At 73.7% G+C, this 22,316-nt stretch carries 17 protein-coding genes; 9 read left to right on the top strand and 8 right to left on the bottom strand.

Translation table 11 applies throughout. The annotated features are described in order from the left end of the window. Positions 1-13: 13 nt before the first annotated feature. From FHX40_RS15140 to FHX40_RS15165, 6 genes are all read right to left on the bottom strand, one after another. Positions 14-2,503, bottom strand: coding sequence for a ComEC/Rec2 family competence protein (locus tag FHX40_RS15140; protein WP_142260223.1), 2,490 nt, complete (start codon positions 2,501-2,503; stop codon positions 14-16). Further along, the gene (locus FHX40_RS25840; protein ID WP_229788358.1) at positions 2,503-3,078 is read right to left on the bottom strand and encodes a ComEA family DNA-binding protein; all 576 of its coding nucleotides are present in this window, start codon (positions 3,076-3,078) and stop codon (positions 2,503-2,505) included. Before FHX40_RS25840 ends, FHX40_RS15140 begins: the two co-directional genes overlap by 1 nt. Positions 3,079-4,627: 1,549 nt before the next feature. Beyond that, positions 4,628-5,470 carry a DegV family protein gene (locus FHX40_RS15150; protein ID WP_142260224.1) on the bottom strand — a complete coding sequence of 281 codons (843 nt, stop codon included), beginning with the start codon at positions 5,468-5,470 and terminating at the stop codon, positions 4,628-4,630. A gap of 101 nt (positions 5,471-5,571) precedes the next feature. After that, complete coding sequence (hutI, locus tag FHX40_RS15155; RefSeq protein WP_142260225.1) at positions 5,572-6,780, bottom strand: imidazolonepropionase; 1,209 nt, start codon at positions 6,778-6,780, stop codon at positions 5,572-5,574. A 537-nt stretch (positions 6,781-7,317) separates the two neighbouring features. Continuing rightward, complete coding sequence (gene hflX, locus FHX40_RS15160; RefSeq protein WP_373286871.1) at positions 7,318-8,796, bottom strand: GTPase HflX; 1,479 nt, start codon at positions 8,794-8,796, stop codon at positions 7,318-7,320. 294 nt (positions 8,797-9,090) lie between these two features. Next, positions 9,091-9,774 carry a DUF4097 family beta strand repeat-containing protein gene (locus FHX40_RS15165; protein WP_142260227.1) on the bottom strand — a complete coding sequence of 228 codons (684 nt, stop codon included), beginning with the start codon at positions 9,772-9,774 and terminating at the stop codon, positions 9,091-9,093. 413 nt (positions 9,775-10,187) lie between these two features. Here FHX40_RS15165 and aceB point away from each other — a divergent pair, with 413 nt between their 5' ends. From aceB to FHX40_RS15195, 6 genes are read left to right on the top strand one after another with little or no spacing between them, the layout of a single operon-like run. Next, the gene (aceB, locus tag FHX40_RS15170; RefSeq protein WP_142260228.1) at positions 10,188-11,777 is read left to right on the top strand and encodes a malate synthase A; all 1,590 of its coding nucleotides are present in this window, start codon (positions 10,188-10,190) and stop codon (positions 11,775-11,777) included. A gap of 58 nt (positions 11,778-11,835) precedes the next feature. Continuing rightward, a complete protein-coding gene (locus FHX40_RS15175) occupies positions 11,836-13,332 on the top strand; it encodes an FAD-linked oxidase C-terminal domain-containing protein (RefSeq protein ID WP_373286863.1) in 1,497 nt (498 codons plus the stop codon). Further along, positions 13,332-14,621 carry an FAD-binding oxidoreductase gene (locus FHX40_RS15180; RefSeq protein WP_142260229.1) on the top strand — a complete coding sequence of 430 codons (1,290 nt, stop codon included), beginning with the start codon at positions 13,332-13,334 and terminating at the stop codon, positions 14,619-14,621. Before FHX40_RS15175 ends, FHX40_RS15180 begins: the two co-directional genes overlap by 1 nt. Continuing rightward, a complete protein-coding gene (locus tag FHX40_RS15185; protein WP_142260230.1) occupies positions 14,621-15,916 on the top strand; it encodes a (Fe-S)-binding protein in 1,296 nt (431 codons plus the stop codon). The genes FHX40_RS15180 and FHX40_RS15185 overlap by 1 nt, the downstream gene beginning before the upstream one ends. Further along, on the top strand, positions 15,913-16,665 hold the full coding sequence (locus tag FHX40_RS15190) for an IclR family transcriptional regulator (protein WP_142260231.1): 753 nt from the start codon (positions 15,913-15,915) through the stop codon (positions 16,663-16,665). The genes FHX40_RS15185 and FHX40_RS15190 overlap by 4 nt, the downstream gene beginning before the upstream one ends. Before the next feature lie 8 nt (positions 16,666-16,673). Beyond that, the gene (locus tag FHX40_RS15195) at positions 16,674-16,886 is read left to right on the top strand and encodes a DUF2277 domain-containing protein (RefSeq protein WP_142260232.1); all 213 of its coding nucleotides are present in this window, start codon (positions 16,674-16,676) and stop codon (positions 16,884-16,886) included. Between the two features lie 63 nt (positions 16,887-16,949). On the opposite strand, the gene FHX40_RS15200 is transcribed toward FHX40_RS15195, so the two are convergent. Continuing rightward, positions 16,950-17,759 carry an ABC transporter permease gene (locus FHX40_RS15200; RefSeq protein ID WP_142260233.1) on the bottom strand — a complete coding sequence of 270 codons (810 nt, stop codon included), beginning with the start codon at positions 17,757-17,759 and terminating at the stop codon, positions 16,950-16,952. Between the two features lie 2 nt (positions 17,760-17,761). After that, complete coding sequence (locus FHX40_RS15205) at positions 17,762-18,790, bottom strand: ABC transporter ATP-binding protein (RefSeq protein WP_142260234.1); 1,029 nt, start codon at positions 18,788-18,790, stop codon at positions 17,762-17,764. A 1,070-nt stretch (positions 18,791-19,860) separates the two neighbouring features. Here FHX40_RS15205 and FHX40_RS15210 point away from each other — a divergent pair. From FHX40_RS15210 to FHX40_RS15220, 3 genes are all read left to right on the top strand, one after another. Further along, a complete protein-coding gene (locus FHX40_RS15210) occupies positions 19,861-20,331 on the top strand; it encodes a MarR family winged helix-turn-helix transcriptional regulator (protein WP_142260235.1) in 471 nt (156 codons plus the stop codon). Between the two features lie 99 nt (positions 20,332-20,430). Continuing rightward, positions 20,431-20,994, top strand: a complete 564-nt coding sequence (locus tag FHX40_RS15215) for an RNA polymerase sigma factor (protein ID WP_142260236.1) — start codon at positions 20,431-20,433, stop codon at positions 20,992-20,994. Further along, a complete protein-coding gene (locus FHX40_RS15220; protein WP_142260237.1) occupies positions 20,994-21,920 on the top strand; it encodes a hypothetical protein in 927 nt (308 codons plus the stop codon). Before FHX40_RS15215 ends, FHX40_RS15220 begins: the two co-directional genes overlap by 1 nt. Positions 21,921-22,316: the final 396 nt, after the last annotated feature.

Here is a 22,316-nt window from a genome sequence, read left to right on the forward strand (position 1 = left end):
GGCCTTCGCGCCCTCAGCGGCCACGCACCCGGCCGCTGCGCGGCTCGCCTCGGGGCACCACGGCGAGGCCGTCCCCCTGGACGACCACGGCGAGGTCGCCTTGGCGGTCGGTGCGGTAGACGCGGGCCGACAGGGCGCCGAGACGAGCGATCGTCTGCGGCGCAGGGTGGCCGTAGTCGTTGTCCGCGCCGACGCTGATCAGCGCCGCCCTGGGGCGGATGGCCGCGAGGAAGGCCGGATCACCCCGACCGGACCCGTGGTGCGGGACCTTGAGCACGTCGACCGGGGGCACGCCCCGGCGGAGCAGGGCGGCCTGCGCCTCGGTCTCCACGTCGCCGCTGAGCAGTGCCGAGCCGACGGACCACCGCAGGTGAAGCACGACGCTGGCGTTGTTCACGGCCGAACCTCCCCCTGCGCCCTCCGGGATGGGCGCGGCCCCGGGTCGCGGATCGGGCGCGAGGACGGTGATCTCAGCGGGGCCGAAGCGCCAGTGGGTGCCGGGAGGGACCGTCCATTCGGGAATGCGGCGTTCCCGGAGCCGCGCCGACAGACGGGCACCCTCCGGCGTGGGCATGTGGGCGTGACCGACGAGGGCCGCGCCGACGGCCCGGCGGCGTAGCACGCCCTCGAGCCCGCCGACGTGGTCGAGGTGCGGATGGGTGAGCACCAGCAGCGGCACGCGGCGCACGCCGAGGTCGCGCAGGCAGGCGTCGACGAGGACCGGGTCCGGTCCGGCGTCCACCACGACCGCGCGGTCGCCACCCGCGGACACCACGAGCGCGTCGCCCTGTCCCACGTCGCAGGCGACCATGAGCCAGCCGGGCGGCGGCCAGGGCGCGGCGACCGGGGTCGCCACGACGGCCGCCACGGTGACCCCGGCGGCGACGGCGAGCGCGATCCGGCGCGTGCCCGCGCGGCGCAGCAGCAGGAAGACCGCGACCGCGGCGAGGCACAGCAGCACCAGCCCGGGCACGCCGCCGACCCAGGGCAGGACCGCGAGCGGCAGCGCCGCCGCCTGCTCGGCGACCAGGATGATCCAGCCCACGGCGAGCCCGGCCGGGCGGACGATCCACTGGGCGGCGTCGAGGCTGAACGGCGCGACGAGCGCGGTGACGAAGCCGAGCACGGTGGCCGGAGCGACGGCCGGCCCGGCGATCAGGTTCGCCGGTACCGCGACGATCTCGATCCGGCCGCTGATCAGCACGAGCACGGGCGTGACCGCGGCCTGGGCCGCGGCGGGCACGGCCACCGCCTCGGCGACCCAGATCGGGGTGCGCGGCGGCAGCCGGGCGGCGAGGCGGTCGCGCCAGCGCGGGGCGAGCACGAGGATTCCCGCGGTGGCGGACACCGAGAGCGCGAAGCCGTACGAGCGGGCCAGCGACGGTTCGAACAACATCAGCAGGAGCACGGTGGCGGCGAGCGCGGCGACCCCGTCGCGGGCCCGCCCGGTGCCGAGGGCGACCGCGCCGATCAGACCCATGAGCAGTGCGCGCAGCACGCTGGGCGAGGGACGGGCGACGACGGCGAAGGCCACCATCGCGGCCGCCGCCGCGGCGGCGCGCACCGGGAGCGGCGCGCCCACGGCCCGGGCGAGCACGAGCGCCGCCCCGCCCACGATCGCCAGGTTGGTGCCGGACACCGCCGTCAGATGACCCAGGCCTGCCGCGTTCAGGTCGTTCCTGACCTGCGGGTCCATGCGCGACACGTCGCCGACCACGAGAGCGGGCAGGAGCCCGCGCTGGTCCGGCGGCAGCACGTCGGCGGCGTCCCGCAGCCCTTGCCGCACGTGCCCGGCCACCCGCTGCACGGCCGACGGTCCCTCCAGCACGGTCGGCGGGCCGCGCACGAGCAGCACGGCGGCCCGCAGATCCCCGTCGTCGGCCGGTGCCAGCCGCCCGCGCACGCGCACCCGCACGCTCGGCAGCAGCCCTTGCCACTGCGGCCCGTTCGCGAGCATCAGCACCGGTGCCCGCAGCCGGATGCGCCGCCCGCGCGCCTCGATGAGCTCGACCCGGCCATCCGCGACGACACGATCGCGAGGCATGGCGCCGCCGCGCCGGGTGACCACCCGCGGGTCGTCGGTGAGCACCACCTCCGCCGTCACCACGGCACGCTCCTCGGCGAGCTCGGCCACCGGCCCGGTACCGACCAGGTAGGCCCAGCACCCCACACCCGTCGCCACGGCCGCCGTGCTCCCCAGCACACCGATGCCCGCCCGCCGCCATCCCCGCGGAGGCCACGGGCTTCGCCGCTCCCCCACACCGTGGCGCCGGCCCGGCCGCCGGGCGCCGGCCCTGCCCTGTGTGATGGGCAGGGCCGGCGCCCGCCGCCGGAACCGGGGTGCCAGGGCGAGACCGGCCGCCGCGATCACGGCGACGGCGGCCACGGCCCATGCGACGGGTGCGGGCAGGCCGACCAGGACGAACGCGGTCGCCCACGCGGCGAGCGCCGGTGCGACGAGCGGGTACGCGTACCCGCGGCGGCCGGGCGCATCGTCGGCCATCACACCCGCACCTTGTCCTTCAGCTCGGCGAACCTCCGCTCGCCGATGCCGGTGACGTCGCGGAGCTGCTCCACGCTGCGGAAACCGCCGTTGGCCTCGCGGTACTCCACGATGCGGCGGGCGAGGACCTCGCCCACGCCGGGTAGGTGCTCGTCGAGCTGCTCGGCGGTGGCCTGGTTAAGGTCGATCAGGCCGGTGCCGGGATCAACGGCCGACGCCGCCGCGCCGGAGGCCGCGCCCACCGGTCCGCCGGCGGGCGGTGCACCACCGGCTGCGGTGGCCGGGGCGCCCACGACGATGTGCTCGCCGTCGACGAGGCGGCGGGCGAGGTTGAGGGCTCCCGGCTTGGCGCCGGCCCGCAGGCCCCCGGCGGCCTCGATCGCGTCGGCGATCCTCGAGCCCTCGGGCAGGGTGTGCACGCCGGGTTTGCGAACCCGGCCGGTGACGTACACGACGACACCCGGCCCGCTCGGGGAGGGCGCGGGCGACGCCGCCGCCTGCGGGGCACCGGCCGGGATCGGCGGAGGGAGGGGTTCGGCCTCGGGGCGCGACCGCCACACGTAGACGGACGCCACGACGGCGGCGAGTACTCCGAGTAGGAGAAGAACCCGCAGTCCGGGACGCCCAGGATCGAGAGCGGCGGTGTGGGCGGCGAGCGTATCCCGTACCTGGTCGAGAGCGGGCCACCGTCGCGGTGACGTGTGATCACCACCGCCGATCTCGTCCTCATCGGGGGCAGGTGTCGTCGGAACCGCTCGCGGCCGGCCCTCGCCCACGACGCCCCGCTCCGGATACACGGCCCGTGCGCCACCGAGTTCCGCCACCGCCCCGGTGGAAGGGGTGCTCCGCTCCCCTGCCGCGGCTCCGCCCGCGTCGCGGGCGCGCTCGGCGGCCGGGCCCTCACGCCAGGCGGGTCCGGCTGGGGCACCATGACCGACGGGGCCACGGCTCGGCATCGTCCCAGGCGGGACAGATCGCGGAACAGCGGGCTCATCCCGCCCGAGAAGGGCACGCAGGCGGGTTTCGGCCGCAGCGGCTGCAAGAGGTTCGGTCGTCCTTCCCACGCGGGTGACGGTAGGTACGCCCGACCGACCGGACGCCCGCTGAACGCCATTCTGTGGATAACCGACACCGTCCGGGCCAAACCAACGGACGCGCCACCGCGGGTGCCGCATCGGCATGCTGGGCATTCCGATCGGCATGGCCCGGTTTCGGGCGCTTCTGCGACGACGAGCGGGCGTGAACGGGCAGGTTCGGCAAAGCGACGTCAGCAGGCCTCAACCCACCGATCACCCGTATGCGCGGCCGACTGGAAGCATTCGGCCGAGAAATACCGAGTGGAAATCAGCTGCCACCGGCTCACGCCGAATAGCGGAGCCCTCGCTCCGCCAGCCAGCTCGCAGCTCAGGCCACCAGGGGTCACGCGATAGACGAGGGCAGAGCCTCGGGCTAAGGGCGACAGCGCCCATCGCTGCGGCTGAATCTGCGCGAGTCCGATTACCGGCCAAGTCCGGCTCGTCAGGTCATCCGAGTAAGGACTCGGTGAGCCACGGCTCATTGTGGGGCCGATGTCGGCGGTGTCTTCGTGCCCGAAATCGGCCGGACACGCGTGGGCGACGCACCGACACCACGACGCCAACAGAGTGCGCCTGATCGGTGCACCAACGAGGCCGGCGTTCCGCTCGAAAGGCAGAGGCAGGGCGAGGATCGGCCAGCGCGGTGGGAGGCAGGGCAGGCAGCGCCCGTGTAGGCCTTCAGCCCTATGCCTATTTCGCCCACATGATGCATACAGGCGAGGAACTCGAGGGGGAAGTGGGCGGCGGCCCCGCCTGAAGCCTGCGGCGAAACATCGGTGGCGCCATTCGATGACGAAGGCCAGGTGTCGTGCACGCACTCGGCGAGCCGTACGAAAGCCAGAGTCAGGGTGAGAGATGGGCGAGAGCCACCGTGACGTCGAAATGCAGCAGCCCGGCCCTGGCTGACGTGATCTGGAAATCCGGGAGAAAGGGCAGCGAGACCCCGCCGGAGTGCGCGGGGCAATACCAGGCGGCGCCGCCGGTGACGGCCCGGGCATCGGGCACTCGCACTCGACGCGCCGTACGACCGCCAGGGTCAGGGCGAGGGTCAGGCGGGGGCGATGGTGACGCCGAGCATGCCGGGGCCGGCGTGGGCACCGATGACCAGGCCGACCTCGCCGATGTGGAGGCGGTTCAGGTGGGGGATGCGGCGGGTGAGGCGGGCGGCGAGGTCCTCGGCACGGGGGCGGGCGGCGAAGTGCTGGACGGCGACGTCGACGGGGCGGTCGGCGGCGGCCTGGACGGCGAGGTCCTCGAGGCGGGCGAGGGCGCGGGTGGCGGTGCGTACCTTCTCCAGCGGGGCGACCACGCCGTCGGCGATGTGCAGCAGGGGTTTGATCGCCAGCGCGGAGCCCAGCAGGCTCGCGGCGGCGCCGATGCGGCCGCCGCGGCGCAGGTATTCGAGGGTGTCGACGTAGAAGAGGCTGCGCAGGGCGGCCATGTGGCGGCGGGCGGCCTCGGCCACCTCGGTGAGCGGGAGCCCGGCGCAGGCCGCGCGGGCGGCGGCGAGCACCGGGAAGCCGAGGCCCATGCCGATCGAGCGGCTGTCGATGACCTCGACGGGCAGGGGCGCGTCGGCGGCGGCGAGGCGGGCGGCGTCGACGGTGCCCGACATCTCACCGGACAGGTGAATGGAGACCACCCCGGTGGCCCCGCGCTCGGCGGCCTCGGCGTACGCCCGGGCGAACCGCTCGGGCGCGGGCCGGGAGGTGGTGACCGGGTACCATGCGCGCAGCAGCGCCGCCGGGTCCGGCCCGAGGTCCACGGTGTCGTCCATCGTCCGGCCTCCGGCCGTCACCTGTAACGGGATCACCACAACGTCGTGCTGCGCGGCCAGCTTGGGGTCGAGGTACGCGGTGGAGTCGGTGACGACGGCGACCGAAGGCGGCATGCTCGCAGCGTAGTGCGCGGCGCACGATCGCGCGCGATTCGTCGTCCGCGGACCGAGACGGGTACGGCCCGGCGTCAGACCGGGCCGGGAAACCTCGAGGCCTACTGCACCGGGGTGCCGCCGCGCCAGACCCGCCGCGGCTTGAGCCCGAAGGCCCAGGCGAAGGCGCCCTCGTGGTCGGCGTCCCACTGCACGATGTCGGCGAGCCGCCCGGGCGCGAGCACGCCGCGGTCGGGCGCGCCGAGCACGTGCGCACCGCCGAGGGTGGCCGCGCGCAGCGCGTCGTTGACGCTGATCCCGAAGGCGGCGACGGCGAGGGCGATCACCAGCGACATCGAGGTGATGCCGCAGTGGCCGGGGTTGTGGTCGCTGCCGAGGGCGATGGTGACGCCCTGGGCGAGCATCCGGCGCACCGGCGGGATGCCGTTCTGCAGCGCGCTGCCGGGGCAGACGACGGCGGGCACGCCGTACCGGGCGAGGGCGGCGATGTCCTCGTCGGTGCAGTGGTTCAGCAGGTCCGCCGAGGCGCAGCCCATCTCCGCGGCGAGCTGCACCGCGCCGCGCCGGCTGCTGTGCGCGCCCGCGTGGATGCGCGGCATCAGGCCGACGTTGCGGCCGGAGGCGAGCACCCAGCGGGCCTCCTCGGTGGAGAAGTGCCCTTCGTCGCAGTAGACGTCGACGCTGTCCGCGCCGGCCGCCGCGGCGTCGGCGCACCAGGCGCCCACCGCCTCGACGTAGTCGCGCTGGCGGCCGAAGTACTCCGGCGGGACCACGTGCGCCGCGAGGAACGTCACGTGCACCCGCGGCATCATCGGCTCCTTCTCCAGCTCGCGCAGGAGCCGGACGTCGGCGAGCTCGCCGTCGCGGGTGAGGTGGAAGCCGGTCTTCGCCTCCACGGTCGTGGTGCCGGACAGCAGCCAGTCGCGGAGCCGCTCGCGGACGTTGTTGCAGAGGGTCCACGGGTCGGTGCCGCGGGTCACGGTGACCGTCGAGTTGATGCCGCCACCCGCGGCGTTGATCGCGCTCGGCGAGGAGCCGCCGGACCGCATGGCCAGCTCGGCGTACCGGTTCCCGGCGTAGACCGGGTGGGTGTGGGCGTCGATCAGACCCGGCGTGACGAGCGCGCCGCCCAGGTTCTCCACGTGGTCGACGTCGACGATGTCGTCGACGACGCCCGGCACGCTCTGCGGCAGGTCGGCGGCCCGGCCCACCCAGGCGATGCGGTCGTTGTGCACGAGGATGGCGGCGTTGCTGAGGACATCGTTGCCGGTCCACAACCGGCCGATGTTGGTCAGCAGACGGACGGTCATCGCATCACCGCCGGATCGTCCGGGCACGCGCGCACGGCCCGGCTCCTGCCGGGCACCACGCCCGTGGGGTCCGCCGTGTGTCCGGACGTCATCGGGGGGTCTCCTGCTCTCATCCGCACTCTTGGTGCGATGACCGTATCGCCGCAAGCATGGTTCGGCGATTTCAGTTCAGTTACGTTATTTCACAGATCGGCCTGCTGTACAGGGTTATCGGGAAAGACATGCAAACGTCACACCCGTAACCACCGCCGCAGGAAAGCCGCCCCCGTCACAGTGGGGTCCGCTCAGGCCGATCGGACCCGTCCTCGACGCACGCCCCCCGCCGTCAACAGCACGTAAAGCCGTCATGATGAACCCGCGCCAGGATCGGTTATAAGGTTCTCGCAATCCTAGCAATCCCGGGCCTTGCGGGCCACCGCGCGACCGTTTCCGGCCGCGCGACGGCTCACATAAACGCCATTGACCAGCGAAAACGGCGTACCGGGTGACGGCGCGCGGCCACCCGGGCACACGGTCCCGGGTGGCCGATCGAGGTCGTCAGGCGGGCCTTTCGGCCCCGGCGCCGACCTTCTCCGGTACGGCACAGCGGCGCAGCTCGGCGGCGAGCGCCGCGGGCACGCGCGCGTGCAGCAGGGTGCCGTCGGCGGTGTGCTCCTCGGCGAGGATCTCGCCCTCCTCGTGCGCCCGGGCGACCAGGTCGCCGCGCCGGTACGGCACGAGCACGCGCACCTCGTGGTCCATCCGCGGCAGGTCCCGCTCGATCGCGGCGAGCAGCTCGTCGATGCCCTGCCCGGTCCGGGCGGACACGACCACGCTGTGCTTCTCCCGGCGGGTGAGCCGGGTGATCGTGTCCGGGTCGGCGACGTCCGCCTTGTTGATGACCACGATCTCCGGGATGTGGGTGGCGTTCAGCTCGGCGAGCACCTCGCGCACCGCCTTGATCTGCGACTCGGGGTCGGGGTGCGAGCCGTCCACGACGTGGAGGATCAGGTCGGCGTCGCTGACCTCCTCCAGCGTCGAGCGGAACGCCTCGACGAGCTGGTGCGGCAGGTGCCGGACGAACCCGACGGTGTCGGCGAGCGTGAACAGCCGCCCGTCCGGGGTGCGGGCCCGGCGCACGGTCGGGTCGAGCGTGGCGAACAGCGCGTCCTCCACCAGCACGCCCGCCCCGGTGAGGCGGTTGAGCAGCGAGGACTTGCCGGCGTTCGTGTACCCGGCGATCGCCACGGCGGGCACCTCGCGGCGCTGCCGCCGCGCCCGCTTGGTCTCCCGGGTGGTGGACATCGACGCGATCTCGCGGCGCAGCTTCGCCATGCGCTCGCGGATGCGGCGGCGGTCCAGCTCGAGCTTGGTCTCACCGGGACCGCGGCCGCCGATGCCCACGCCGCCGGCGGCCCGGCCGCCGACCTGGCGGGAGAGGTTGCCACCCCAACCGCGCAGCCGCGGCAGCAGGTACTCGAGCTGGGCGAGCTCGACCTGGGCCTTACCCTCGCGGCTCTTGGCGTGCTGGGCGAAGATGTCGAGGATGAGCGCGGTGCGGTCGATGACCTTCACCTTGACGATCTCCTCGAGCCGGCGCAGCTGGCCGGGGGTGAGCTCGCCGTCGCAGATCACCGTGTCCGCGCCGGTGGCGGCGACCACGTCGCGCAGCTCCTCGGCCTTGCCCGAGCCGATGTAGGTCGCGGGGTCCGGGCGCTGGCGACGCTGGATCAGTCCCTCCAGCACGACCGAGCCCGCGGTCTCGGCGAGCTGCTTGAGCTCCTGCAGCGAGTTCTCGGCGTCGGCCACGGTGCCCGTGGTCCACACGCCGACGAGCACGACGCGCTCCAGGCGGAGCCGCCGGTACTCGACCTCGGTGACGTCCTCGAGCTCGGTCGAGAAACCGACAACCCTGCGCAGCGCGTACCGGTCGGCGAGGTCGAGCTCGCCGGTCGCGGGAGCGTCCGCGTCGTCCCGGTCGGCGTCACGGCCGAGATCGCGGTCGAGTTCGTCGAGTTCGCGTTCACGGGCGGTCAGCAGCCGCAGCGACTCCTCACGGTCGCGCCCCTTCCGGCCGAAGCGGGCGCGGCGTCCTTCGTACCGGTTGTCGGTGTGAATGTTCTCAGCGGTTATGTCGCGCTCCTCAGCGCTCGTGGGGACGGCCTCGTTGCACGTCCCTCTCGTTGTCGTTTGTCGTTATTTACAACATCCCGGCCGAGGGGTGTCTTCCCCGATGGTGCCACGTCCACGCCTGCGGATCACCTGGTTATCTGCCGCATTTTCCGGTTCCGCGTCCGCCGCCGCGTTCCCGGGCGACCGGGGCGTACGGGATCACGGAGCGGGGCTCGGGAGGCGCAGCACCTTGGCGTCGCCCGCGCCGGACCGCACCACGATCCGGTGCGGCGCCGAGTCGTCCCGGTCCACCCCCACCACGCGCTCGCCCACCGCGGTCTCCGCGGTCACCGCGTACCGGCCGGCGGGCAGGTACACCGTGCCGTTCCCGGCCCCGACGTCGATCCGCACGTCGTCCGGCGCCGCGCCGAAGCGCACCTCGACGTCGCCCGCGCCTGACCGGCCGACCAGCCGCCTGGCGGTCAGCTCCTCCCCCGTGATCTCCCCCGCGCCGGTGGACGCCGTGACGTCCCCGGACAGGCCGCGCAGCGTGACGTTCCCGGCGGTGCCGCTCGCCTGGACGCGGACCCCGCGGGGCACCTCGACCCGGTAGTCGACCCAGCAGCGCGGCCGCGATGACGCCGGGCGCTCGTACCGGAGGACGAGCACGCCGTCTTTGACCTCGTGCCGGGTCCGCGGCCGGGCGTCCGCGCCGCCCCGCCAGAACAGCGCCTCGGTGACCGCGACGCCCGACCGGCCGGACTCGGTGACGGTGATGTCCCCCGCCACGCTGACGACGTCGACCGCGGTGACCGCCGTGTCGACCGTGTAGCGGTTCCTCTCCTCGTGGGTCCGCCCGCCCACGCTCGCGACGAGCTCGTCCGGGCTGCAGGCGCCGAGCACGGCGGCCGCGACGACGGCCGCCCCCGTGATGGCCGCCGCCCGCCGTACCGATCCGCTCCGTGCCGATCCGCGCTGTGCCGATCCACGCTGTGCCGATCCACGCCGTGCCGGCGCGCTCCCCGCCGCCTGCCGCAACGTTCGCCGTGTCGTTCTCAAGCCGTCCTCGCGTCCTGGTCAAGGTCCTGGCGTGCGTCCGGGCCCGATCCGCACACCGACCAGCCTGCCGGGAAGCGGCCCGCGAGCCCATCAGGCACGCCCCTGAACCGTCCCGGGGCCGTCCCGGGGGCCGCCTCCGGTGCCCGCCGTACCGTCCCCGACCCACCCGGACCCTCGTTGACCCCGAAAGATGGCATCAAGTAGCGTGATTTCCATACTTCAGAATCACTTTTCCGCATCCCGGAAAGGATCACGGCATGGACGGCGTTGAGATCACCGGCCCGCTGCTTACCCGATTCGACGAGATCCTCACGCCGGAGGCGCTGGCGTTCGTGGCCACGCTCCAGCGCGAGTTCAACGGCCGCCGCCTCGAGCTGCTCGAGGCCCGGCAGGCCCGCCAGCGGGAGCTGTCCGCCGGCGCCAACCTCGACTTCCTTCCGGAGACCAAGCACATCCGCGAGGACGACTCCTGGCGGGTCGCCGACCCGGCGCCCGGCCTGGTCGACCGCCGCGTCGAGATCACCGGTCCGACCGACCGGAAGATGACGATCAACGCGCTCAACTCCGGCGCCAAGGTGTGGCTCGCCGACTTCGAGGACGCGCTCTCCCCGCTGTGGGAGAACGTGATCGGCGGCCAGCTCAACCTCAAGGACGCGCTCGACCGCACCATCGACTTCGAGACCGGCGGCAAGTCCTACCGGCTGCGCCCGGACGAGGAGCTCGCCACGATCGTGGTGCGCCCGCGCGGCTGGCACCTGGAGGAGAAGCACATCCTCGTCGACGGCGCCAAGATGTCGGGCTCGCTGCTCGACTTCGGGCTCTACATGTTCCACTGCGCCAAGCGGCAGCTCGACAAGGGCAAGGGCCCGTACTTCTACCTGCCGAAGATGGAGAGCCACCTCGAGGCCCGGCTGTGGAACGACGTGTTCGTCCGCGCCCAGGAGCTGCTCGGCATCTCGCGCGGCACGATCCGGGCGACCGTGCTCATCGAGACCTACCCGGCCGCGTTCGAGATGGAGGAGATCCTCTACGAGCTGCGCGAGCACTCGGCCGGGCTCAACGCCGGGCGCTGGGACTACCTGTTCAGCGTGATCAAGAAGTTCCGCACCCGCGGCCGCGAGTTCCTGCTGCCCGAGCGGAACGTGGTCACCATGACCGCGCCGTTCATGCGCGCCTACACCGAGCTGCTCGTGCGCACCTGCCACAAGCGCGGCGCGCACGCGATCGGCGGCATGGCCGCGTTCATCCCGTCGCGCCGCAACCCCGAGGTCAACGCGGTCGCGCTGGAGAAGGTGCGCCAGGACAAGACCCGCGAGTCCAACGACGGCTTCGACGGCTCCTGGGTCGCCCACCCGGACCTCGTGCCGATCTGCATGGAGGTCTTCGACGGCGTGCTCGGCGACAAGCCGAACCAGCTCGACCGGCTGCGCGAGGACGTCAACGTCACCGCCGCCGACCTGCTCAACGTCTCCGCCACCCCCGGGAACATCACCGAGGCGGGCCTGCGCAACAACGTCGACGTGGGCATCCGCTACCTCGCCGCGTGGCTCGGCGGCAACGGCGCGGCGGCGATCCACAACCTGATGGAGGACGCGGCCACCGCCGAGATCTGCCGCTCCCAGGTGTGGCAGTGGGTGCACAACGGCATCAAGCTCGACGACACCGGCGCGACCGTCACCAAGGACCTGGTGGAGCGGATCGTCGAGGAGGAGCTGGCGAACATCCGCTCCGAGCCCGGCTTCGACGAGGACCTGTACGGCAAGGCGACCGAGCTGTTCAAGGAGGTCGCGCTCGACGACGACTTCGTGGAGTTCCTCACCCTGCCCGCGTACGAACGCATGCCATGACATGTGCCGCTGTACGACGTAAGGTCTCGCTGATGGCGATTCTCGACGGGAGGCGGCCGTGAGCGAGACCTTCGTCGCCGCTCCGGACGGCGGGCCGGACGGTCCCGGCCCGCTCGCCCGGCTGACGGCACGCTGCCGGGAGATCCTCGGCCCCGATGCCGTGATCACCGACCCGGTACGGCTGCGCACCTACGAATGCGACGGCCTCACCTACCATCGCGCCACTCCGGGCCTGGTCGTGCTCCCGGAGTCGGCCGAGCAGATCGCGGCGATCGTGCGCGCCTGCAACGAGTACGGCGTGCCGTTCGTCGCCCGCGGCTCGGGCACCGGCCTGTCCGGCGGGGCGCTGCCCCGGTCCGACGGGGTGCTCATCGTCACCTCCCGGATGCGCCGCATCCTCTCCATCGACCTGGCGAGCCGCCGCGCCGTGGTCGAGCCCGGCGTGACCAACCTGGCGATCACCGAGGCGGTGCGCGACCGGGGCTTCTACTACGCCCCCGACCCCTCCAGCCAGCAGGTCTGCTCGATCGGCGGCAACGTCGCGGAGAACTCCGGCGGCGCGCACTGCCTCAAGTACGGCTTCACCGTCAACCACGTCGAGGCGTGCGAGATCGTCACCCCGGACGGGGACATCGTCGAGCTCGACCGCATGGACGCCGGCTACGACCTGCTCGGCGCGTTCGTCGGCTCGGAGGGCACGCTCGGCATCGCCACCAAGATCACGGTCCGGCTGTCGGTCACGCCGGAGGCGGTGTGCACGCTGCTCGCCGCGTTCCCCGACGTCGAGTCCGGCGGCCGCGCGGTGTCCGCGATCATCGGCGCGGGCGTGGTCCCGGCCGCGATCGAGATGATGGACGCGCTCGCCATCGAGGCCGCCGAGGCCGCGGTCGCCTGCGGCTACCCGCCGGGCGCGGGCGCGGTGCTCGTGGTCGAGCTCGACGGCCCGCTCGCCGCGGTGGAGCAGGAGTACGCGCAGGTCGAGCGGCTGTGCCGGGAGAACGGCGCGTTCGAGCTGCGGGTGGCCAAGGACGCCGACGAGCGCGCCGCGATCTGGAAGGGCCGCAAGTCCGCGTTCGCCGCGGTGGGCCGGATCAGCCCGGCGTACATCGTGCAGGACGGCGTGGTGCCGCGCACCGCGCTGCCGGGCGTGCTCGCCGCGATCGACGAGCTGTCCCGCGAGTACGGCATCCGCGTGGCGAACGTGTTCCACGCCGGGGACGGCAACCTGCACCCGCTGGTGTTGTTCGACGACGAGGAGGAGGGCGCCGGGGAGCGCGCCGCCGAGGTGAGCGGCCGCATCCTCGACCTGTGCATCCGGCACGGCGGCTCGATCACCGGGGAGCACGGCGTGGGCGTGGACAAGGCGCGGTACATGACGAGGATGTTCAGCGACCAGGATCTTGACACCATGCAGCTGGTGCGGTGCGCGTTCGACCCGCGCAACCTGTCGAACCCGGGCAAGGTGTTCCCCACCCCGCGGCTGTGCGGCGAGGCACCGGGGGTGCGCAAGGGCGTGCACCCGCTCGTCGAGGCGGGAAAGGCGGAGCTGTTCTGATGGCCGCGCAGCCCGCCGAGGCCCTCGCCGCGACCGGCGTCACGATCCGGGACGCCGGGCCGGACGACGACGTCGCCGGGGTGAAGCCGCGCTGGGTGGCGCTGCCGGAGAGCACCGAGGAGGTCGCCGCGGTGCTGCGGGTGGCGAGCGAGCACGACCTCGCCGTGGTGCCGGTCGGCGGCGGCACCAAGCTGCACTGGGGCCGCCCGCCCGAGCGCTGCGACGTGCTGCTCGACACCTGCTGCCTCAACCAGGTGCTCGAGCACGCCGCGGGCGACCTGGTGGTGCGGGTGCAGGCCGGGGTGACGATGGGGCAGCTCGCCGAGATCCTGGCGCGCGAGGGCCAGGAGCTCGCGCTCGACGTGCCCGACCCGGAGGCGACGGTCGGCGGCACGCTCGCCGCCGCGGTCGCCGGGCCGCGCCGGCTGCGCTACGGCACCGCCCGCGACCTGCTCATCGGCGCCACCGTGGTGCTCGCCGACGGCACCATCGCGAAATCCGGCGGCAAGGTGGTCAAGAACGTGGCCGGGTACGACCTCGGCAAGCTGTTCACCGGCTCGTACGGCACGCTCGGCGTGATCGCCGAGGCGGCGTTCCGCCTCCACCCGCTGCCGGCCGACCGCCGCTGGGTGACCGCGACGTACCCGATCGCCCGCGAGCAGGTGGACGGGCACGGCGAGCGCCGCTTCGTCAACGACTTCCCCGTCGACCCGTTCCAGGTGATCGGCCCGGTCGCCACCAGCGTCGCCGAGCCGTCCGCGATCGAGATCGACTGGCCCGAGGTGATGTTCGGGCCGTTCACCGTGGCCGTGCTCGTCGAGGGCGCGGCGGCCGAGGCCCGGGCGCAGGCCGTGCGCGGGCTGCTCGAGGCGCACGGCGCGGCCGCGGACGTCTCCGCCGAGCCGCCGCCGTGGTGGGGACGGCTGCCCGGGGACGAGTTCCTCGTGGAGATCCGGGTGCCGCCGGGCGAGATCGGCACCGCGATGGCCGAGGTGAGCAGCGCGGCCACCGGCGACATCCGGGCGCGCGGCTCGGCCGCCTCCGCGGTGCTGCACGTGGCGCTGCCCGCCGACATCGCGCCCGAGCGCGCCGAGCACTTCGTCGCGGACGTGCGCGCCGGGGTGGAGAACGCGGGCGGCCGGGTGATCGTGCTGGCCGCGCCGGAGGAGATCGCCCGCCGGCTCGACCGGTGGGGGAAGGTCGGCGCGCTCGGCCTCATGCGGCGGGTGAAGGAGCGGTTCGACCCCGGGCGGATCATGGCGCCCGGGCGGTTCCCGGGAGGGATCTGATGACGGCGGAACGGACCGGGCCGGCGGCCCCGGGCATCGATCCCGAGCTGATCGACACCTGCGTGCACTGCGGCTTCTGCCTGCCCACCTGCCCCACCTACGTGCTGTGGGGCGAGGAGATGGACTCGCCGCGCGGGCGCATCCACCTGATGGGGCAGCACGTCGCGGGCACCCCGGTCACCCCCGAGATGGCCGGGCACCTCGACGCCTGCCTGGGCTGCATGGCGTGCGTCACCGCCTGCCCGTCCGGGGTGCGCTACGACCGGCTGATCGAGCAGGCCCGGGCCGTGGTGGAGGAGGAGCACCGCCGCCCGCTCGCCGAGCAGGCGTTCCGCGAGCTGGTGTTCCACCTGTTCCCGTATCCGCGGCGGCTGCGCGCGCTGCGGGCGCCGCTGCGGCTCACCGAGGGCCTGCGCCGCCGCCTCGCCCCGGTGCTCGAGCTGCTCGCCCCGCGGCTGGGCACGATGGCCGCGATCGCCCCGCCGATCACCCCCCGGGTACGGCTGCCGCGTCTGGTGCGGGCGCGCGGGCCGCGCCGGGCCCGGGTGGGCCTGCTCACCGGGTGCGTGCAGGACGCGTTCTTCCCCGGGGTGAACGCGGCGACCGCGCGGGTGCTCGCGCTGGAGGGCTGCGACGTGGTGATCCCGCCGGAGCAGGGCTGCTGCGGCGCGCTGTCGGTGCACTCGGGGCGGCGGGAGGAGGCGGTGCGGTTCGCCCGGCGCATCGTCGAGACGTTCGAGCGGGCGGGCGTGGACACGGTCGTGGTGAACGCGGCCGGGTGCGGCTCGGCCACCAAGGAGTACGCCGAGCTGCTCGCCGGCGACCCGGCCTGGCAGGCCCGGGCCAAGGGGCTGCGGTTCGCCGACCTCGCCGAGTACCTCGCCGAGCTCGGCCCGGCCGCCGAGCGGCACCCGCTGCCGCTCACCATCGCCTACCACGACGCCTGCCACCTCGCCCACGCCCAGAACGTTCGGTCCCAGCCGCGGGCGCTGCTGTCCGGCGTGCCGGGGGTGCGGCTGGTCGAGGTCGCCGAGTCGGCGATCTGCTGCGGCTCGGCGGGCACCTACAACCTGTTCCGGCCGGACGCGGCCCGACAGCTCGGCGACCGCAAGGCCGAGCGGGTCGCGGCCACCGGCGCCGACCTGCTGGTGTCGGCGAACCCCGGCTGCACCATGCAGATCGCCGCGGGGCTGCGGCGGCGCGGTGACCGGCCGATCCCGGTCGCGCACACCGCGCAGGTGCTCGACGCCTCGCTGCGCGGCCTGCCCGCCTCGACCCTGCTGGCGGTGCGGTGAGCGGGGTCCAGTCGGTCGACCGGGCGCTCGACGTGCTCGAGGCGCTCGCCGGGCACGGCGGCGCGGCCGCCCTGTCGGAGATCGCGGCCACCACCGGCCTGCCGTACGGGACGATCCACCGGCTGCTGCGCACCCTGCTCGCCCGCGGCTACGTGCGGCAGGAGTCCGACCGCCGCTACGCGCTCGGCGGCGCGCTGGTACGGCTCGGCGGCGCGGCCGAGAACATGGTGGCGGCGTGGGCGCGGCCGTACCTGACGCGCATGGTGGACCTGTCCGGGGAGACCGCGAACCTGGCGGTGCTCGAGGGGGACTTCGTCGTGTACGTGGCCCAGGTGCCCTCGCCGCGGCGGCTGCGCATGTTCGCCGAGGTGGGGCGGCGGGTGCCGGCGCACAGCACGGCGGTGGGCAAGGTGCTGCTCGCCGACCGGCCGGACGCGGCCGCGATCCTCGAGCGCACCGGGATGCCGCGCCGTACCGACCAGACGATCACCTCGGTGCCGGAGATGCTCGCCGAGCTGGAGCGGGTGCGTGAGCGCGGGTACGCGCTCGACCTCGGCGAGGAGGAGACGGGCGTGCACTGCCTGGCGGTGCCGGTGCGCGACGGGCGGCGGGTGGTCGCGGGCATGTCGGTGTCCGGCCCGGCGGACCGGATGAAGGCGCTCGACCTCGCCGAGCTGGCCCGCGGCATGCGCGAGATCGCCGACGCCTTCGGGGCCGACGTGTACGGTTCGTCGGTGGCGGCGGGTTGAATGAGGGCATGTGCAGGAGCATCAAGACCCTCCGCCCGCCGTACACCGACGAGGTGACCGAACAGGACGTGCGCGCCGCGGCGCTGCAGTACGTCCGCAAGATCTCCGGGTTCCGTACCCCGGCCGCGCACAACGCCGAGGCGTTCGAGCGGGCGGTGACCGCGGTCGCGAAGGCGACCGAGGAGCTGCTCGCGTCGCTGACCGTGCGGGGCCGCGGCTGACCGGCACGCGGCCGCGCACCGGGGGTGTGCGGGCGCGCGTGCCGGCCGCCGGGGATCCCGCGGTCAGAGGGAGGCGCGGCGCATGCCCCGGATGCCGAGCGCGAGGCCGACCGCGGCGATCGCGCCGGCGGCGAGCGCCCCGTAGGCGACCTCGGGGGCGGTCAGGTCTCCGGCGAACAGCGCCCGCTCGGCCTCGACCACGTAGGTGATCGGGTTGACCCGCGACACGGCGGCGAGCCAGGACGGGCCCGCCTCCACGGGTAGCAGCACCCCCGACGAGAGCAGCAGCGGGAACTGCGCGAACTGCTGCACCGCCCAGAACAACGACGGCGTGCGTTTGGCGGCGAGGGCGAGCGCGAAGGACAGCGACCCGATGCCGATGCCGACCACCACGAGCAGGGCGAGCCCGGCGGTCACCCCGGCCGGGTGGAGGCGCAGGCCGAACGGCGCCATCACCAGGGTGATGAGCACGCCCTGGGTGAGGAGGATCAGCCCCTCCTTGAGGGTGCGGCCGATCAGCATCGCGGCCCGGCTGACCGGGGTGACGAGCACGCGCTCCAGCGAGCCGCCGCCCGCCTCCACGATCACGTTGTAACCGGCGGCTCCGGAGCCGAACAGGCCGATCATCACGAGGATGCCGGGCACGAACCACTGCCAGTGGGAGTCGCCGAGCCCCGGCATGCCGCCGAGCAGCGGCCCGAACAGCACGAGGAAGATGAGCGGCTGCAGCATGCCGATGATGAGGCCGATCGGGACCCGCAGCTCGGGGCTGATCTCCCGGGCGAACACCAGGCCCACCTCGCGGAGGAGGTTGGCGGCGCGGCCGAGGCGGCCCGGGGCGGCGACGGCGGTGGCGGTGGTGGTGGTGGTCATGGTCAGGCTCCTTCCTGGGTCTGGTCGCTCTCGCGCAGGCTGCGGCCGGTGAGCGCGAGGAACACGTCGTCGAGGGTGGGGCGGCGGACCTCGGTGGCGACCGTCCACAGCCCGGCCGCGTCGAGGGCACGCACGAGCTCGGGCAGTACGGCAGGGCCGTTCTTGACCCGGAAGGTGACGGTGTCGGCGCCCTCGTCCGGCCCGTCCTGCGGGGCGGTGGACGGACCGGCCGCGTCCGGAGCCTGCCGGCCGGTGGTGATCTCGTGCGCGGTGGGGATGCGGGCGGCGATCTCGGCGGCCCGCGCGGCCTCGCCCTTGCCGACGGTCACCGTGATCAGGTCGCCGGCGAGGTCGGCCTTGAGCCGCTCGGGGGTGTCGTCGGCGATGACCCGGCCGTGATCGATGATCATCACACGCTCGGCCATGGTGTCGGCCTCGTCGAGGTAGTGGGTGGTGAGGAAGATGGTCGTGCCGTACTCCTCGCGCAGCCGCAGGATGTGCTGCCACAGGTTGGCGCGGCTGTGCGGGTCGAGCCCGGTGGAGGGCTCGTCGAGGAAGAGCAGCTCGGGCCGGTGCATCAGGCCGAGGGCGATGTCGAGCCGCCGCCGCTGGCCGCCGGAGAGCGTGCTCGCCACGCGCTTGGCGACCCCGTCGAGCTCGAGGCCGGCGAGCAGCTCGTCGGCGCGGCGCCGCGCGTCCGCCCGGCTCATGCCGTGGAAGCGGCCCTGGAAGAGCAGCTCGTCGCGGACGCGGAAGGCATCCCCCGCGCCCCGCCCCTGGCCGATGTAGCCGATGCGGCGCCGGGCGCCGAGCGGGTCGGTGCGGATGTCGCACCCGGCGACGGTCGCCGTCCCGGCGGTCGGGGGCAGCAGCGTGGTGAGCATGCGCAGGCTGGTGGACTTGCCCGCGCCGTTGGGGCCGAGGAAGGCGACGAGCTCTCCTTCCGCGACGTCGATGTCGATGCCGCGCACGGCCTCGACGGTCTCGCCCTTGACCCGGAAGTGCCGGGTCAGGCCGCGAGCATGGATCATCGGATTTCCCCTTTCGCCACGGTTTTCGGGCATGACAAACAAGCACCTCGTGGGCGCGTCAGGAGGATTCAGGGGTTATTGCCGGGCCGATCCGCCGAATCGGAGCCCGAAAGCTCAGGACGATATGACCAGGTGGCCCGTCCGGTGGCGCACCCACCGGCCGACCCCCTTTTCAACGCTCGCCACCTGGGCGAACGCCGCGATAAAGCCTCAATTCACTGTGTCAGCCTAGGTTGACACAGAAGGCGTGTCAACCAAGGATGACAAGCACAGAGCCGGGATGACCAGAAGCTCCGGACGGACCTGCGCAACTTCACCCGGCCATTCGAATGCCGAGACCAGAACGATCGGCCACCGGCGTTTCCCCGGCCGTTCACTCGCGGACGGTGGGGCACGCGCGGCGATCTCTGCGGCCGGGCTCCTCACCCTTGCCGATGGTCACGTGATGTGACCCCCGGCGAGATCGGCCTTGAACCGTCCGGGGCGTCGCCGGCAATGCCCGACCACAGTCGAGCACACGCTCGGCCATTGTGTCGGCCTTGTCGAGGTAGCGGGCGGTGAGGTTCGTCGAGGGAGATCGGCTCGGGCCGGTGCATCGGGCCGAGGACGGTATCGGGCCGCGACGAGGGCCGCCGGAGGGCGTGCCCGCCGGGCGGCGCGATCCCCCGCGAGTGGCCGAGGGCGGCGAGCAGCCGGTCGGCGTGGTGCCGGATGTCGAGCGGGCCGGCGACGGTCGCCGTCCCGGCGGCCGGGGTCGGCAGCGGGGTACGCATGCGCCCCGCGCCGTCGGCGCCACGGAAGGCGACGGATTCCCTTCCGCGACGTCGACGCCGATGCCGCCCACGACCTCGCCGGTCTCGCCCTTGGCCCCGGGAGGTCCCGGGGTCAGACCGCGAGTGCGATTCACGGGTTTCTCCTCTCGCCACGGGTTTCGGGCACGACAAGAGAGCACCTTGTGGGCGCATTAGTGGGTTCTGGGGTGGTTTCCGGGTCACTCCCCCGGTTCGGGACCCAGAAAGCTTAGATCGAAAACACGCTCGAATGTCAGGAACCCTGACTATCCTGGCGGAATGCCGTCAACATCCACGCCGCAGACGAAGCCGGCACAGCCACCCCCGATCTTCTGTCTGCTCGCCTACGCCGCCACGATCGCGGCCCGGCACGCCGAGCGGGAGCTTCGCCCGCACGGGCTCACCGTGCGCCAGTTCGGCCTGCTGATGCAGCTCCGCCAGGAACCCGCGCTCACCATGGCGGAGCTCGCCCGCCAGATCGGCGTGACCCGCCAGTCGCTGCAGGAGATGACCGCCGAGCTGGAACGGGCCGGGCATCTGCGCAGGCGGCCCGGCATGTCCGGCCGTACCTGCCGCCTCGAGCTCTCCTCCCGCACCGAGCGCGCCGTCTACTACGCCCAGGCCGCGCTGCTCGAGGCCGAGGCCGAGTTCCTCGGCGACGCCCTCACCCCGTACGAGATCGAGACCCTGCGCACGCTGCTGCGCCGCCTGCTCGCGCACGCCACCGACGACGAGTCCTGGCTGCCCTGACCCCGGCCGCCCGCCGGACCCGCCGGATAGGGGTGAAACGCACCGGGCCCTGCGGACACCTCCATGGGTGACGGACTCCTCAGAACGGGAGGGAGCAGGGTGGATCCCCCCAACCGTAAGGCGCGCTTCGCCGAGATGTACCTGGCGCACTACGCCGACGTGCTCGCCTACATCCGGCGGCGCACCGACTCACCACACGATGCGGCCGACGCCCTCGCCGAGACGTTCACCATCGCCTGGCGGCGCCTCGACGACATCCCGGACGGGCCACGGACCCGGCTGTGGCTGTACGGCGTGGCCCGGCGGGTGCTCGCCAACGGGCGGCGGGCCGAGACCCGCCGCAGTGAGCTGGTGGAACGGCTCGGCGCGGAGCTGGCCGGGTGGGCGGCGCGCTCGCCCGATCCCGCCGAGGCCGCGGACCGCACCGAGGTGCGCGCCGCGTTCCGGCGGTTGCGGCCCGCCGACCGTGAGGTGCTCGCCCTGGTGAGCTGGGAGGGCCTGAGCCACGACGAGATCGCCGTGGTGCTGGGCTGCTCGCGCGCCACGGTCCGCCTCCGGCTGCACCGCGCCCGCAAACGGCTGGCCAAGGAACTGCGCGCGGCCGGGCTCGACGTGTCCCGCTACGGGGCGCGGGCGGTCGCGCTGAGCGAAGGGAAGGCGTGATGCCACGAACCGACGACATCGACCGGCTGGTTGCCGCCATCGCCCCGGACCCCGGTCCCGGGCTGACCCCATCGGGCCGCCAACTGATGGAAGAGATCACCACGACCCCGGTCGCCCTGTCCCCGGCGCCGGCCCGCCGACGCCGCCGGTGGCTCGCCGTACCGGTGGCCGCCGGGCTCACCGCCGCGGCGCTGGCGCTGGGCTGGGTGCTCCCCGCCCTACCGGGGCTCGGCTCCGCCCCGGCCGCCGCCGCGCTCGACATCCGCCGCGACGGCGACCACTACGTCATCCGGGTGCTGGACATGTACGCCGATCCGGAGACGTACGAACGGGAGCTGCGCGCCCGCGGGCTCGACATCACACTCGAGGTGAAGCCGACGTCCCGCGGCCGCGCGGGTTCCGTCTTCATCGTCCAGGACCTCGACCGGCTCCAGGCCGAGGGCAGGGTGCCGGCCGACGGAAGGATCACCACCGTCGACGAGCTCCCGCTCGGCAAGGAGGCCTCCCCCGGCGATCCCGTCTCCCCCCTCCGGCCGCCCGGCTCCTGCCAGACGCCCCACGGCTGCCCGCTCGGGGTGCGGATACCGGTCGACCTGACCGAACGGGCCCGGATCACCATCGGCCGGGAGGCCCGCCCGGGTGAGGACTACCTGATCAGACCCGACGTCGGCTCCCCCGGCGAGCCGCTGCACTGCGTGCCGTACGTCAACCGGACCGTCGCCGAGGTCACCCGGATCGCCCGCGAGCGCGGCGTCGAGCCGACCTTCGCCCACGCGGGCACCATGCACGGGCCGGACCGGGCCCCCGCCGGCTGGTACGTCCACGAGGGCGTCATGAGCGGCGCGAAGACGGCGATCTTCCTGATCGGTCCCGAACCCGACCCGTCCCCGCACCCGGATTCCGCCTTCGGCTGCGGCGAATCCTGACCCCTCCGAGGCCATCTGCGACGGCCCCGCCCGGTTCAGTGCCGTGATCTCCCGGCACTCGCCACGGTGACAGGTATCGCCGCCGAGGTGAGACGGCCCGCCCGGCCCACCGACCAGGCCGGGCGGGTCGTTCCGCTTCCGCCGTCATCGGCACTCCTGACGGAGCCCGGCCGCCCCGGTCCGTCTCTCTCGGACACGTCTCTGCGGATCGCCCGGACCAGGCTCCCGTGAGTCCGGCCGACAGTGGATGGAACAGCCGGGGCGCCGCCCCGTTGCCTGGTCGCCGACGGAAGCCGTGGACGACCACCGAGCACAACGCCTGTCCCTGCGGCTACACACCCTCATCGACGGCCACGGGGGCGCCGCATCCGGCCGCGCGGACCCGCCGGTGCCGGC

Source organism: Thermopolyspora flexuosa, assembly GCF_006716785.1.
Classification (GTDB): Bacteria; Actinomycetota; Actinomycetes; order Streptosporangiales; family Streptosporangiaceae; genus Thermopolyspora; species Thermopolyspora flexuosa.

Bases quoted from the DNA above. Each gene is read 5' to 3' on its own strand.
- FHX40_RS15185 (WP_142260230.1), top strand. From the start codon at position 14,621: ATGACGGCGGAACGGACCGGGCCGGCGGCCCCGGGCATCGATCCCGAG.
- FHX40_RS15210 (WP_142260235.1), top strand. From the start codon at position 19,861: ATGCCGTCAACATCCACGCCGCAGACGAAGCCGGCACAGCCACCCCCG.
- hutI (WP_142260225.1), bottom strand. From the start codon at position 6,780: ATGACCGTCCGTCTGCTGACCAACATCGGCCGGTTGTGGACCGGCAAC.
- FHX40_RS15195 (WP_142260232.1), top strand. From the start codon at position 16,674: ATGTGCAGGAGCATCAAGACCCTCCGCCCGCCGTACACCGACGAGGTG.
- FHX40_RS15205 (WP_142260234.1), bottom strand. From the start codon at position 18,790: ATGATCCATGCTCGCGGCCTGACCCGGCACTTCCGGGTCAAGGGCGAG.
- aceB (WP_142260228.1), top strand. From the start codon at position 10,188: ATGGACGGCGTTGAGATCACCGGCCCGCTGCTTACCCGATTCGACGAG.
- FHX40_RS15180 (WP_142260229.1), top strand. From the start codon at position 13,332: ATGGCCGCGCAGCCCGCCGAGGCCCTCGCCGCGACCGGCGTCACGATC.
- FHX40_RS15150 (WP_142260224.1), bottom strand. From the start codon at position 5,470: ATGCCGCCTTCGGTCGCCGTCGTCACCGACTCCACCGCGTACCTCGAC.
- FHX40_RS15140 (WP_142260223.1), bottom strand. From the start codon at position 2,503: ATGGCCGACGATGCGCCCGGCCGCCGCGGGTACGCGTACCCGCTCGTC.
- FHX40_RS15200 (WP_142260233.1), bottom strand. From the start codon at position 17,759: ATGACCACCACCACCACCGCCACCGCCGTCGCCGCCCCGGGCCGCCTC.
- FHX40_RS15220 (WP_142260237.1), top strand. From the start codon at position 20,994: ATGCCACGAACCGACGACATCGACCGGCTGGTTGCCGCCATCGCCCCG.